Raw genomic sequence first — 13,781 nt, forward strand, 5'->3', positions numbered from 1 at the left:
TATCATTATCCCTAATAAAAAAAAATATGTATGGAAGCTTTTCCATCTTCTCTAATAATTTTTTTTACAGATGGTTGAGCATTGCATATGCAAAAAACAACTAAAAGACAGCAGGTTAAATATGTTTTCATCTTATCGCGAATAATAAATTGAATCTATTAATTCCTGGGTTGATTCCGGTTTCCTCTATAATTTTTTTAATTTCTTCTTATTCATTGTCCTTACCCCCTTTGAGGTCTGACCTGATTTAGTATTTTTTTTCTTATCCCTTGAATTCCTTTTATAATGCAATTTGTATAAATTAATATTTACTTACTCCAAAGATTTTGTGCTTTAATTTTTACTTAGTAGACTACTGGATTTAAATTAAGTTATATTTAATTACGGCCTCTTCTCTTAACAAATATTTTAAAGTCGGAGCACCTCCACCTTGCAATTCACTATTAGAATAAAAAAGTTCCCAATATCTCCCATCTTTTGGGTCTATAAATAATCTATTCCAACCACTAGAATCAACTTTTACCTCAATTAAATAATTTTTTATAAGAGAAAATATTCGATTACTCACATCATCGTACTCAATTGAATTTAATTGATTAGTTATCTCTCCTTTTAATAAAATTTCTTCCTTTTCTAACTTTGTCATCTTGAATCAACTGGATTATTTTTATGTCTTTTTCTTACTGTGGGGTTTCAAAGTGATAAAGAAGACTTTGAAATGCAAATGACCTTTATTATAGATGAAATTAGAGAATTTTTAATTCATTTGTAAGAGCTATTATCGTGAATTTTCGTTAGCTATATTTTTAAATAACCCAGGGAAAATCGTTCCTTGGATGCATTTCATATCTAAGTTCCAAGCACAATGCGAATTCCAGTTAAGTTTACTATGAGAATCGTTATCTTTCAAATGGACAAAAGCTACAGAATGTGATTCGAGGAGGAACACATACGTCCCTTTTTTCATTTCCTTTTCTGAAAAAAAACACGTTTCTTGATCAATCGAGTTCCGTCTTTTGAATAATAAGATTTTCTTCCATACAACCATACATATCTTCCATCATTAAAAGGATAGTATTTTGGTATCTTTCCATCTTTAATGCATTGCTCAAACCATTTTCGATAGGAATCAAAAACAATTTTAACCTTTTTGGGGCAGTTATTGATTTCTATGTTTTCAAGAGTATCATACAGGACCGGCGCTGGGGAATAGTCCTCAGTACCTCGCCCATAAGCTATTTTATCGATAAAACGCAACGCTTTAATTTCTAAGGTCGTAAACGTAGATTTGGGAGAAAATCTTAGTGACCTTGCATTAGGTTCATAATAAACAGGATGTACCATGCCAACATGTCTTGTAGTATCCCCTTGAAATTTCAAAAGACATTCAATTAATTGAAGTTTTTCATGATCTCTTAGCTCTTTTTCAAATTGTTCATAAAGGTTTATGTTTATCGTATCATTATCCCTAATAAAAAAAACGTGTATGTTAACTTTTCCATCTTCTCTAATAATTTTTTTTACAGATGGCTGAGCATTGCTTAGGCAACAAATAAGTAAAAGACAGCCGGTTAAATATGTTTTCATCTTATCGCAAATAATAAATTGAATCTATTAATTCTTGGGTTTATTCCAATCCAGTATCCTCCATAATTTTTTTTAATTTCTTGTTATTCATTGTCCTTACCCCCTTTGAGGTCTGACCTGATTTAGTATTTATTTTCTTATCTTTTGATTTTCTTCGAAAATACAAATTGTTCATAATAATACTTCCTGCCATTGCCGTTTCATAGTTTACATTTAATGTTGGAAGTCCTTCACCATGATCCGCTGAAAAATTTGAAACGCTATATTTTAAGACACTATGTACAGGGCGATTATCATCGTCTATAACTACAATTAAACTTGCATTAGAATAATCAGATACTATATATCCATCGTCATTAAGTATGGCGGTAATGGCATCAGCATTCTCGGAGATATCCTCGATTATAATATTTCCTCCAGCTAATGATAAACCATGGCAATTACAGTCAGTCCCTACGCTAGAGGGATCCACTTTTCCTAACCATTCATCTCTCATTCACGCCCATAGGTACTGTCTTTGATATCAAAGCAGCTATATCTGGAGAAGATATGAGTGGACAACAACTTTCGCCAATATGGCGATTTGCTGGCTTATTACCTTTTATGACCGAAGCAAAGAAAGTTCAAAAATTACATCATATATTTAACAGCAAGAATGGGCATGCGTTGGAAAGTTTGGTTGAGACGTTTGGTAGCCAAGAAAAAGCATTTGAGGCAGTCGAAGCAGCTGCTAATAAAGCATTGAAAGAAGGTAAATTAGATGTCTTTTCTAATGGGATTCTTCCAAGCGGCAATAGTGGTAATATAATTAAGGTAGGCGGAATGGATGTTAGGTTAATTAGAGGGCGAGTAATAAATGGAAATCAAATAGAAATATCATCTTTTAGTAGAAAAGGATTATAATGGATCAGTTAAATGTTTTTGAATTAGCACTTCTTTTTGCATTGGCGGAGAATTGCCCAAGTTTGTATACTCATATAGATAAATTGCGTGTTGTTGAAAGAGAATGCACTGGTGTTGGACAGTATATTTTTTTGAAATATAATAATGAGAATGATCTTTTGTTGTTTTCTGAAAATATTTTGTCTAATGATAAGTTGATTGAAATAGAGGGACTTGAGGTCGGTTTAGGTTTTGTTGGGAATGCCAATGATGGTAAATTAATTAATATTGAGATTTTTGTGTACGGATCCGATGATTGGAATTGTGATTATACAGGTTTCCGTCTTAGGGATTTAAGGCTTTCTCAGTGAAAATTCAGCAGTTTAGCTTATATTTAAAGCCCAATCTTTCACCGGATTGGGCCATATTGTTTATTGCGCTTATGCTTTCCTCGCCTTGTAATCCCTTATAAGCGCATCAAGGAGAAGAAAAATCTGTTTCTGATCGTCTTTCGGGCATCACGGATATATAATTTATTTTCTTATCTCTTGAATTCCTTTTTATAATGCAATTTGTATAAATTAATGTTAAAATGAAAAATAGGATATTAACCATGTTTATGCTACTTCTGATAAGTAGTTGTGTTTGCACAAAAGGCTGAATTTGTAAAAGGGAAAAACTATAAAGGTTTTATCTTTCCAAAAGAGCATCCTATTAGGGGCTTCCCTCCAGAAAGTGGCCGATATGCGCCAAGTGCAGAAGATATTGTGAGAGCGGAAAAAATCTTAAAAGATAGCATAAGTACAGACTACGTAACAGGTAATCAGCAACAATATAAAACACAGCTCATTAACAACAAATAAATATGGTAGAGAAGAATCAGATATTACTAAGTCTTTGTATTTTTGGATTTGATGATGTTTCACATCAGGAGATTTCTAATCTTCTTGGAATACAGCCTTCAAAAGTCCATACAAAAGGTTTGAAAATAAACCCAAAAGTCGATCGGCTGGCAAAAAAAAATGGATGGTTTTTAGATGCATTTCAAAGTGATAAAGAAGACTTTGAAACTCAAATAAATTTTATTCTAGATGTAATTGAAAAGCAATTAGAGAATTTTGAATTTATTTGTAAGAGATATTATTGTGAATTTTCGTGTGCTATTTTCATAAATAACCCAGAGGAAAGTGTTCCATGGGTTCATCTCGGACCAAGGTTTAATCGAGTTAATGCAAATTTAGGAATTGAATTTGACTTTGATATTTATTGTTAGTTGTAGAATAAATCAACATCTTGCCGAAGCAATTCATTTCAGAAGCTTAGACCGAGCCGCCAGTTAAAAATAGCATTGGTCTTGCCGAAGGAATGCTAGAACTTTTAATTTTTATTTTAATTCAGAAAAAATTGACCTTCTACAATCCGCAGCCCAAAATAACAATGATATAATAAAAAGGGTAACTATGAGAACAATAACAATGGTAAGATGATTTGCTTACTCCAAAGATTTTGTGCTTTAGTTTTACTTAGTAGACAACTGGATTTAAATTAAGTCATATTTAATTATGGCTTCTTCTCTTAACAAATATTTTAAAGTCGGAGCACCTCCACCTTGCAATTCACTATTAGAATAAAAAAGTTCCCAATATCTCCCATCTTTTGGGTCTATAAATAATCTATTCCAACCACTAGAATCAACTTTTACTTCTATTAAATAATTTTTTATAAGAGAAAATATTCGATTACTCACATCATTGTACTCAATTGAATTTAAGTGATTAGTTATCTCTCCTTTTAATAAAATTTCTTCCTTTTCTAACTTTGTCATCTTGAGTCAACTGTATTAATTTTTTTGTTTTTTTCTTCCTGTGGGTTTTCAAAGTGATAAAAAAGGTTTATGGTTATCGTATCATTATCCCTAATAAAAAAAACGTGTATGTTAGCTTTCCCATCTTCTCTAATAATTTTTTTTACTGATGGCTGAGCATTGCATAGGCAACAAATAAGTAAAAGACAGCCGGTTAAATATGTTTTCATCTTATCGGGAATAATAAATTGAATCTATTAATTCCTGGGGTTGAGTTAAATACTGATTTAGTATTTATTTTCTTATCCCTTGAATTCCTTTTTATAATGCAATTTGTATAAATTAATGTTAAAATGAAAAATAGGATATTAACCATGATTATGCTACTTCTGATAAGTAGTTGTGTTTGCACAAAAGGCTGAATTTGTGAAAGGGAAAAACTATAAAGGTTTTATCTTTCCAAAACAGGAAGTTTCACCTTTCACATACTAAAAAAAGTGTTGAATATGAATATGATTAAAACATTTCTGTTAGTTATATTGGTTATGTTGTTTTCTACTAATACTACATTCGGACAGACCAGTTGTATCTCTGAAATCTCTTCAAAAATCACGAAGATACAACTGAAGAAAAAGCTAATTGAAAGAAGAAATGGCAAAGCTTTTTATGAGGATATTCGCAACAAGTTAATTGCTCAGGATAGCTTGAATTTTATCGGCGTATGCGATACCGTTTTTTTTTCTTGAAACATACGATTTAGAAACTGGTATTTCGTACGGTAGGATTTGGAATAGTAGAAAGGCTATTTCATATGAGTACTTTAAGGATGGTTTTACCTTTAGGATCATATCTTTTTTTGATGCTGAGACATTAAAATTGGTGAATACTTGGGATGTCAATAGCTTACGCAAATACGAGTCTGAAAATTCTACAATGACATCTCCACTTACAATTTTCGCCTCAAGAGCTATATTGAATAGAGGGAAGATAGAAGTAGACTGTTTAAAATTTGATGAGTTCTATATACGTTGATGTTATTATAAATGAATCTAAATACTACCGGGCCTAATCTTTATCGTATTGGGATTCGTTGTCATTGCGCATATATTTTCTTCGCCTTATAATCCTTTATAAGCCCATCAAGAACCAGGAACACCTGTCCTTTGTCATCTTCGGGCATCACGGGTATCTCCCTGATCCTACCCAACCATTTTTATTCTTTCCTTGACACTGGTGATTTTTAATATTCACTTACATTTTCCGACTCTAATACCAATGGATGGTATTCATCTCTAATTTCAGAATTTGTCTTAAGATCCCTATACCCAAAACACCATACAAAAGGACTATATAATCTGCTTTTCAATTCGCGATAATTCAACTTTTCAATTTTTACTGTTACATTTTCATCCCACTCATCAGCAAATGCAATTATTATTTTCTGAAGGCTGCTACTGCTTAAAGAATCAAAAAAATTAAACAATTTTGGTTGATCACAAATTTTCTTATCCCATTCAGTGGATATATAATAATCAGAAATTTCATTTATAAGTGGACCCGAATAGAAAGTATCCCCTTTTTCTAAGCTGTCCTCAATAAGAATTCCTGCTTGATACAGGTTGTAATATTTTTTTAACTCAACAACTCCTTTTTCCGCCTCAATCCTATACTCTTCATAGTTCCACTCTATTTTCAGACCATTAATGTTAGCAACTTCTTCAATTAAGCAAATATCATCTTTGCTGTATACTCCTAAAATTATTACATCCATTATCGTTTCCCTTTTGGTATAATAGAATACCCTCGTAAATATAAGATTTCCAGCCCTCTTTTATATTGTTCATATATAGACCTTGAATCAATCTCGGATGAATATTACTAAAGGTGACGAATTTGTAAAAACAGAGTTGTTGGAAAAAATTTATAATGACTGAAGAGAATAAAGGTATCGAATTCTAACGATTGAATTACTATTCGCTTGGTCGGGATAAAACCTACCTCCCTTCCTCTACAAAACTTTTAAACTTATTTAATACAGATTGACAGAATTCCAGCTGAAGTTCCAAATCAGTTGTCTCCTCGGGCTCGAATCGTTCAGTAATAACAACATGATTACCATTATTTTCAAAGGTTACTTCGGTTTTTCGTCCATCATCTTGTAAAATCAAGATCCTTGAAAGTGGATCTACATGAAGATAAATTCCTTTATAATCGAAACCTTCGGAACCATCCAGTTTCTCCATTCGAAAATGAAACTCTCCGTCGGTTTTTATATTATTTAAAACATAGGGACAATGCCAATCGGAAAAGGGAACATTCCATATTTTGATACACTCTGAATCAGTCCAGGCATTCCAGACACTCGCCAGATCAGCATCAATTTGTACAGAGGCTTCAAGTGGATTTTTCATAAGATTGAAATTTAAAAATAAAACTAACTCCGTTTATTTTTAAAACACTTGACATAAGACAAGAAATATGGATAATCCCTAAAACTGAGCTATAAAATGCTTAATTACCCCCGGGTACATAAGGATGGTAAATATTAACCCCGTCAATGCACCAAACAAATGGGCATCATGGTTAATTCCATCCCGAGCGTTCTTAGATGCCCAAACACAGTAAGCCAGATAAACAAAAGCAAAAATATAGGCTGGCATTGGGATAATCATAAAGATTCCCAACATCATTTTGGGATTGAAGAGGATATAGCTGAAAAGCACCGCACTGATGGCACCCGATGCTCCCAAACTATGATAATTATAATTATTCTTCTGTTGAATAATTGTTGGGATATCACTCAAAATAAGAGATATAATATAAAGTAACGCAAACAATAAATGACCTAGAGATCCATATATTTGAACAAAAATTTGTTCTAGACCAAACCCAAAATAATAGAAGGTGATCATATTAAAGATCAGATGCATCCAATCTTTATGGATCAAACCACTGCTGAGCATCAGATACCATTTACTTTTATCTCTGTAAACAGTATACGGGTGCAACATCAACTTCCCATACAATTGGGGATTTGAAAAGACATAAATACTTAAACCTATGGTCAGTGCAAAAATAAGGCTTGCAACGGGAGTAGCGGAAAGATAATATTGAATCATTAAAAACGGTCTTCTAATAGGAATAAATAAAGTTCTTTAGGTCCATGCGCACCTAATACCAATCGTTTTTCGATATCAGCGGTTCTGCTTGGTCCGGTAATGGTCGTAATCATGGTAGGCAGCTCTTCGCCATAACGTTCCTTGATTTGAGCCATGGCATGCTTTACATCCATAACCAATTGCGAAGCTCTGGCAATAACGATATGAACGGGAGGATAGACACTTAGCCTTCGTCCAGACTCTGAAGCATTAGAGATCATAATGGAACCATTTCTGGCAATCAACGCTTCACAACCTGTTATACTGGCTTCGATCTCTTCCAAGGCTTGCTGGGATTTGCGATATGGAAACCCATACTGATCCATCATCTGCTGGATTGGCTTCTCCCAAATATAAATTTTACTAATATTGATTTTTTCTATCAGGATAATCAGGTTTTCAATCAGATTGATCTCACCATCGCAATAAATGAATTTACCTGACATTTGAGTAAACTCTCTAGCAAATGTCACATCCAATGATTCTTCCTCATCACGGTAAAGAGGACTTTCTTCAAACATAGGATGTGGATTATCCCGTTTCTGAAGCAAGGCCTGCCGAATTTTCTTCAGCATCTTCTCTTTAGCTGTTGTATTCCTGATATTCATATCATAAAAACAGACAGGACCGCTTAGTCCTGTCTGTTATATTTTTTTAAATTATTCTGAATCTAATTTCTTCGGTTCCTCTGGAGAAGACTGAACATCCTCTCTGTCGGTATTAGGAATTGGCAGATCTGTCTGAGGTACTCCTCCACCGTCTGCTCCTCCATTTACAAACTCATCATAAGTCGTTTTATTTGAAAATGGACGCTTCCCTAAAATTTCTTCCAAATCAGCTTGGAAAAGAATTTCCTTCTCTAATAATTTCTCGGCAATCTTGATCAAGCCCTCTTGCTTTTCCATCAATAGGTTCTTGGTTCTTTCATACACCTCTGAAATTAATACTCTAACTTCATCATCTATTAACTCAGCTGTTTGATCCGAATATGGCTTTTGGAATTGGCTATCTCCAGAACTATCTCTGAATGATACATTACCAACTTTATGATTCATACCATATACGGCAGTCATTGCATACGCTAACTTCGTTATACGTTCAAGGTCATTCTGTGCACCGGTACTAATTCTTCCAAATGTGATATCTTCAGCAACACGGCCACCCATCGTCATACACATACTATCAATCAATTGCTCAGTAGTATATAAAAACTGCTCTTTTGGCAAATATTGTGCATAACCTAATGCAGCAACGCCACGAGGAACGATAGATACTTTAACCAATGGGTCAGCATGTTCTAAGAACCAGCCTGCAATTGCGTGCCCAGCCTCATGATAAGCAACAATTTTCTTCTCTTCTGGAGAGATTATCTTATTCTTTTTCTCAAGACCACCAATCACACGGTCAATAGCATCTTGGAAATCCTGCATTTCGATTGCCTTTTTATTCTTACGGGCAGCAATTAAGGCAGCCTCATTACATACGTTGGCAATCTCAGCACCGGCAAATCCCGGTGTTTGTGCAGATAATTTCTTGGCATCAACTTCTTCTGCTAATTTTAATGGTTTCAAGTGAACATTAAAAATCTGTTCACGACCGATTAAATCAGGTTTATCAATGGAAATCTGCCTATCAAAACGTCCTGGACGCAATAACGCCGAGTCAAGAACATCTAAACGGTTAGTCGCAGCAAGGATAATAACCCCTACGTTGGTACCAAAACCGTCCATCTCAACCAATAATTGGTTTAAGGTATTCTCACGTTCGTCATTACCTCCCATGATGGAATTCTTGCCACGGGCACGTCCAATAGCATCAATCTCATCGATGAAAATGATACATGGTGCTTTTTCTTTTGCCTGTTTAAACAAGTCGCGTACACGTGACGCTCCTACTCCAACAAACATTTCCACAAAGTCAGAACCAGACAAAGAGAAAAATGGAACTTGAGCTTCACCTGCAACCGCCTTCGCCAATAAGGTTTTACCAGTTCCCGGAGGACCTACCAATAAGGCTCCTTTTGGTATCTTACCGCCTAAATCGGTATATTTCTTAGGGTTTTTCAAGAAGTCTACGATCTCCATAACTTCTTGTTTGGCTTCTTCTAAGCCTGCAACATCATTAAATGTGATGTTGATTTGAGATTCTTTATCAAACAACTGCGCTTTCGATTTGCCAATATTAAATATGGCACCACCTCCACCGCCTGCTCCACCGTTCATACGGCGCATCAAGAAGATCCAAATCACAACAATGATCAGCAATGGCAACATAAAGGAAATAAACCATCCAGCCCATGGATTGGTTCGATCTTCATAGGACACACCAACTTTAGGCTGCCCAACTGCCAAACTGTCTTGAGAAGCCTTCAGCTTCTGCTCCAAGATCTCTGCTGACGGCTCAGTAAACTGATACTGAGGACCTGTTGAATTTGAAAAAGATAAACTATTTGGGTTTGTAGAAATATCTTTGTATTTCTCTTGGTCCAATCTATCCTTCTTAATATAAACTTCGACATCAATTAAATCATTGCTCTTATACGCAATTAACTTATCAACATCTCCAGGAATAAGCATTTTTTGTTCAAAATCCTTGTAGGTAATTTTCTTAGACGTCTCTCCACTAAATAAGTATTGAAGCCCAAAAAACCCTACGATCATCGCAATCCAAAGCCAGATCATGTTAAATTTCGGTGGCATTGGCGTAATCTTCTTACTCGGAACTTTCTTCATTTATAACTCTTATACTACGTTTCACATCAATTATTACGCGCTTTGGTACTTGCTCATTGCAGCGTCACCCCAAAGGTCTTCTATCCTATAATGTTCCCTTTTATCCGTCTTAAAGATATGGACAACCACATCGACAAAATCAAGTAAGATCCATTCGCCATTCCCCTGACCCTCTTTATGCCAAGGATCCTGACCAAATGCTTTATAAACTTCATCCTCAACGCTTTTTGCAATAGCGTTTACTTGAACATTAGAATCGGCATGGCAGATTACAAAATAGTCAGACAAGGCTCCGTTCACCTCTCGCATATCCATCCTCACGATTTCGTTGCCTTTTTTCTCCTGCATCCCGTGAATGATCACGTCTGCTAACTTCTCCGACAACGAAGTTTTTTTGTTTTTACTCATTAAGATTTGTTATACTTTTGACTAATAAATTGTTTTCAAACTGTTTTAAATACAATACCTCTTGCAAAATAACACATTTTCGGGACATTCACTACGCCAAACATTAATTGTTTTGGACGAAATCACATCAACCAATGATTATTTAAAATCTCAATTGTCAAATTTCAAGCCACTTCAAGAGTGGTCTGCCATTATGGCAAAAAATCAAACGCATGGCCGCGGACAAAGGCAAAACTCCTGGACCTCAGAACCTAACTCCAATATCACCTTTAGTTTCTTAATATTCCCTAAGCATCTAGCCCTTCAAGAACACTTTACCTTAAACATGCTGATCAGCTTAGGAATACTAGATTGGTTGAAGTCCATCAAAGTCCCAGCATCCATTAAATGGCCCAACGACATCTTAATTGGAAACAAAAAAATTGCTGGTATTCTTATCGAAAACACAAGTAACAGCAAAGAAATTAAACAATCTATTATCGGCATCGGTGTGAATGTCAATCAAAAAGAGTTCTCACAGGATTTATCAAAATCCGCAAGTTCGATCCTCAATGAAACAGGATATTCAATCGACAATCTAGAAGAAGCCTGTCTGAATTTATTATCTTTTATTTATACCAGATACGAAAACCACAAAAACAAAAAGCTGAATAACAGCGACTTGCTGAAAGAATACAATGAAAATCTGTATAGGAAGAATATTCCCGGTCTATATTCCTCTAATGATTTAACCTTCGAAGCAATATTAATGAAGGTAGACGAGAACGGTAAGTTATACCTGTTAAAGGACAATGAAGAAATTACCTATTATTTTAAAGAAGTTGTATTTATAATGCAATAAAATGATTACAACTTCATTTATTAATATAGTAATACTAACTTTGAATTAAACTTTATACTGACATATAAGTCATAATATAGAATAAAACGGTTTTTTATGAAAAAAATAAATCTATTAATTGCTTTTTTAGTCTTTGCCGTATCTAGTGTTTTTGCGCAAGTGGAAAACCCTGTTAAATGGTCTGTGGGATTTAAGAAGGTTTCTAACACTGAAGCTGTAATCTTATTAAAAGCGAATGTTGAACAAGGATGGCATATCTATGGATTGAATGTTCCTTCAGGTGGTCCGATTTCAACTTCATTTACTTTTACCCCCGCAAATGGCGCTAAAGTAACTGGAAAACCAGCTGCCAAAGAACCTAAGACTAAATTTGAAGATGTGTTCAAAATGAATGTCCCTTATTACAATGGTGAAGTTGTATTCCAACAAAAAGTAACGTTGGCAAACAACAAACCAACGACTGTTAAAGGTGTTGCAACCTTTATGGCTTGTGATAAAGAACGTTGTTTACCACCAGATGAATACGAATTTGCAGTTACAATCAAGTAATTGATATTCTCGAGAAATACCAAAAGGCAGGTTGACCCTGCCTTTTTCTTAGTTTCCCTATTAACAATCGTTTATGTTTAGTTTTAAAAATGCTTTAATAGCCTTTAGCTGGCTTTTTTTAATAGCAATTACTCCATTAAAAGGAATTTCCCAAGATACCCTCATAAATTTTGATGACGTAGAGTTTAGTTCAGGCCAAGAAGAGGCTTCTACAGCCGACACGCTGATTACCGATCTTGAAGGAGTTACTTTCTCCGATGGAGCAGATACTTCCAGTCAAGACTCCTCAAACAACGTTGCTCCTACCGTTATCTCTTCAGAAAATAGTTCGGAAAATACATCCCTTTGGGGCATTTTTATTGAAGGTCTTCTCGGCGGATTTTTGGCTTTTCTGATGCCTTGTATATTCCCGATGGTACCTTTAACCGTAAGTTTTTTTACTAAAAAATCAGCCTCTAAATTACAGGCTGTTTCCCAAGCATTGACTTACGGACTTTTTATTATCGTCATCTATGTGGCTTTAGGAATGCTGATTACCTTAGCATTTGGCCCTGAAGCTTTGAACGCCCTTTCTACAAATGGCATTTTCAACTTCTTCTTCTTCCTGATGCTGGTATTTTTCGCTGCTTCCTTTTTCGGAGCTTTTGAAATTACTCTGCCAAGTTCATTTGTCAATAAGATCGATTCAAAATCCGACAAAGGTGGTTTGCTGGGATATTTCTTTATGGCAGCTAGCTTAGCGGTGGTTTCCTTCTCATGTACCGGTCCTATTATTGGTACCGTACTTGTAAACGCCGCTGTCAAAGGCGACCGTTTAGGTCCTGCTATTGCCATGTTTGGATTCTCATTCGCATTGGCAATTCCATTTGTACTTTTTGCCATGTTCCCAGCTTTATTGAAATCAATGCCTAAATCTGGCGGTTGGTTGAACAGCGTTAAAGTAGTCCTAGGATTTCTGGAACTTGCATTAGCCATGAAATTCTTATCCAACGTCGACTTAGCCTATAATTGGCAAATCCTTGACCGTGAAGTATTCTTGGCATTATGGATAGCTATTTTTGGCTTAATGGGACTTTACCTTATTGGAAAAATCAAATTTGCTCATGACAGCGACCTGAAATTCCTATCAGTTCCCAGAACCATCATTTCTATCTTTGTATTTTCCTTCGTCATCTATATGCTCCCAGGTATGTGGGGAGCACCATTGAAATCCATTTCTGCTTTCTTACCTCCAATCGGAACTCAAGACTTTGACATTTCCGCTGGCGTAAGTTCCGCTGTGGGACATGCGACCTCAACTGATGCAAACAGCAGAAAATACTTTAATCACTTCCACGATCGTGCAACGATCAAAGGAATGGATCCTTATTACGATTATGACGAAGCATTAGCCGCAGCTAGAGCACAGAATAAACCACTATTGGTGGATTTCACTGGCTGGAATTGCGTCAACTGTCGATCCATGGAAGCCAAAGTCTGGTCTGACCCAGGTATTAAGCAAATGATCAATGAAAACTTTATCCTCGCAGAATTATATGTGGATGATTACGTTTTAAAGCTTCCGGAATCTGAACAATATATTTCAAAAACAACCGGAAAAAAAATAAACTCGGTAGGTAGAAAAAATACTGATTTTCAAATTTCTAAATTCAACAGTAACTCACAACCTCTTTACGCATTGTTGGACAATGACGAGAATCTTTTGGTCCCAACAAGTGGTGCAAATTATAACATTGAAAGCTATAGAGCATACTTGCAATCTGCTATCGATGCCTATAAAGCTAAGAAATAGGCTTTATTATATTTTTGTACATTAAAAA

Annotated in this window: 17 protein-coding genes; 7 read left to right on the forward strand and 10 right to left on the reverse strand. The window is 35.2% G+C overall.

Translation table 11 applies throughout. From position 1 onward, the window contains the following. Positions 1-361 precede the first annotated feature (361 nt). The 3 genes from E0Y80_RS11435 to E0Y80_RS11445 form a co-directional block, all read right to left on the reverse strand. Positions 362-646: an Imm27 family immunity protein gene (locus E0Y80_RS11435; RefSeq protein ID WP_156307808.1), complete on the reverse strand. Its 285-nt coding sequence runs from the start codon at positions 644-646 to the stop codon at positions 362-364. Between the two features lie 317 nt (positions 647-963). Then, entirely contained in the window at positions 964-1,587 is a 624-nt protein-coding gene (locus E0Y80_RS11440; protein WP_156307809.1) for a hypothetical protein, read from the reverse strand. Positions 1,588-1,627: 40 nt separating this feature from the next. Next, entirely contained in the window at positions 1,628-2,083 is a 456-nt protein-coding gene (locus tag E0Y80_RS11445) for a hypothetical protein (RefSeq protein ID WP_156307810.1), read from the reverse strand. A 53-nt stretch (positions 2,084-2,136) separates the two neighbouring features. Between E0Y80_RS11445 and E0Y80_RS11450 the strand changes: the two genes are divergently transcribed. The 4 genes from E0Y80_RS11450 (at position 2,137) to E0Y80_RS11465 (ending at position 3,742) form a co-directional block, all read left to right on the forward strand. Next, positions 2,137-2,490, forward strand: a complete 354-nt coding sequence (locus E0Y80_RS11450; RefSeq protein WP_156307811.1) for a hypothetical protein — start codon at positions 2,137-2,139, stop codon at positions 2,488-2,490. Then, the gene (locus E0Y80_RS11455) at positions 2,490-2,840 is read left to right on the forward strand and encodes a hypothetical protein (RefSeq protein ID WP_156307812.1); all 351 of its coding nucleotides are present in this window, start codon (positions 2,490-2,492) and stop codon (positions 2,838-2,840) included. The genes E0Y80_RS11450 and E0Y80_RS11455 overlap by 1 nt, the downstream gene beginning before the upstream one ends. Positions 2,841-3,110: 270 nt before the next feature. Continuing rightward, positions 3,111-3,332, forward strand: coding sequence for a hypothetical protein (locus tag E0Y80_RS11460; RefSeq protein ID WP_156307813.1), 222 nt, complete (start codon positions 3,111-3,113; stop codon positions 3,330-3,332). Between the two features lie 2 nt (positions 3,333-3,334). Continuing rightward, positions 3,335-3,742 (forward strand): DUF4279 domain-containing protein, encoded by a 408-nt coding sequence (locus E0Y80_RS11465; protein ID WP_156307814.1) that lies wholly within the window; start codon positions 3,335-3,337, stop codon positions 3,740-3,742. Between the two features lie 267 nt (positions 3,743-4,009). Here the strand turns inward: E0Y80_RS11465 and E0Y80_RS11470 are convergent, their stop codons facing one another. The 7 genes from E0Y80_RS11470 to rsfS form a co-directional block, all read right to left on the reverse strand. Beyond that, positions 4,010-4,294 (reverse strand): Imm27 family immunity protein, encoded by a 285-nt coding sequence (locus E0Y80_RS11470; protein ID WP_156307815.1) that lies wholly within the window; start codon positions 4,292-4,294, stop codon positions 4,010-4,012. A 1,219-nt stretch (positions 4,295-5,513) separates the two neighbouring features. Further along, positions 5,514-6,044 (reverse strand): hypothetical protein, encoded by a 531-nt coding sequence (locus E0Y80_RS11475; RefSeq protein ID WP_156307816.1) that lies wholly within the window; start codon positions 6,042-6,044, stop codon positions 5,514-5,516. 223 nt (positions 6,045-6,267) lie between these two features. Continuing rightward, the gene (locus E0Y80_RS11480; RefSeq protein ID WP_156307817.1) at positions 6,268-6,684 is read right to left on the reverse strand and encodes an SRPBCC domain-containing protein; all 417 of its coding nucleotides are present in this window, start codon (positions 6,682-6,684) and stop codon (positions 6,268-6,270) included. A gap of 78 nt (positions 6,685-6,762) precedes the next feature. After that, complete coding sequence (locus tag E0Y80_RS11485) at positions 6,763-7,392, reverse strand: rhomboid family intramembrane serine protease (RefSeq protein WP_156307818.1); 630 nt, start codon at positions 7,390-7,392, stop codon at positions 6,763-6,765. Further along, on the reverse strand, positions 7,392-8,039 hold the full coding sequence (locus E0Y80_RS11490; RefSeq protein WP_156307819.1) for a LutC/YkgG family protein: 648 nt from the start codon (positions 8,037-8,039) through the stop codon (positions 7,392-7,394). Before E0Y80_RS11490 ends, E0Y80_RS11485 begins: the two co-directional genes overlap by 1 nt. Before the next feature lie 51 nt (positions 8,040-8,090). Beyond that, positions 8,091-10,163 carry an ATP-dependent zinc metalloprotease FtsH gene (gene ftsH, locus E0Y80_RS11495; protein WP_156307820.1) on the reverse strand — a complete coding sequence of 691 codons (2,073 nt, stop codon included), beginning with the start codon at positions 10,161-10,163 and terminating at the stop codon, positions 8,091-8,093. Between the two features lie 33 nt (positions 10,164-10,196). Continuing rightward, the gene (gene rsfS, locus E0Y80_RS11500; protein ID WP_156307821.1) at positions 10,197-10,571 is read right to left on the reverse strand and encodes a ribosome silencing factor; all 375 of its coding nucleotides are present in this window, start codon (positions 10,569-10,571) and stop codon (positions 10,197-10,199) included. Positions 10,572-10,683: 112 nt separating this feature from the next. Between rsfS and E0Y80_RS11505 the strand changes: the two genes are divergently transcribed. The 3 genes from E0Y80_RS11505 (at position 10,684) to E0Y80_RS11515 (ending at position 13,753) form a co-directional block, all read left to right on the forward strand. After that, the gene (locus tag E0Y80_RS11505) at positions 10,684-11,412 is read left to right on the forward strand and encodes a biotin--[acetyl-CoA-carboxylase] ligase (protein WP_197091570.1); all 729 of its coding nucleotides are present in this window, start codon (positions 10,684-10,686) and stop codon (positions 11,410-11,412) included. Between the two features lie 96 nt (positions 11,413-11,508). Continuing rightward, on the forward strand, positions 11,509-11,961 hold the full coding sequence (locus E0Y80_RS11510) for a protein-disulfide reductase DsbD domain-containing protein (RefSeq protein WP_156307823.1): 453 nt from the start codon (positions 11,509-11,511) through the stop codon (positions 11,959-11,961). A gap of 73 nt (positions 11,962-12,034) precedes the next feature. Further along, positions 12,035-13,753 (forward strand): protein-disulfide reductase DsbD family protein, encoded by a 1,719-nt coding sequence (locus tag E0Y80_RS11515; RefSeq protein WP_156307824.1) that lies wholly within the window; start codon positions 12,035-12,037, stop codon positions 13,751-13,753. Positions 13,754-13,781 lie beyond the last annotated feature (28 nt).

This window comes from Sphingobacterium endophyticum (genome assembly GCF_009733535.1).
Classification (GTDB): Bacteria; Bacteroidota; Bacteroidia; order Sphingobacteriales; family Sphingobacteriaceae; genus Sphingobacterium; species Sphingobacterium endophyticum.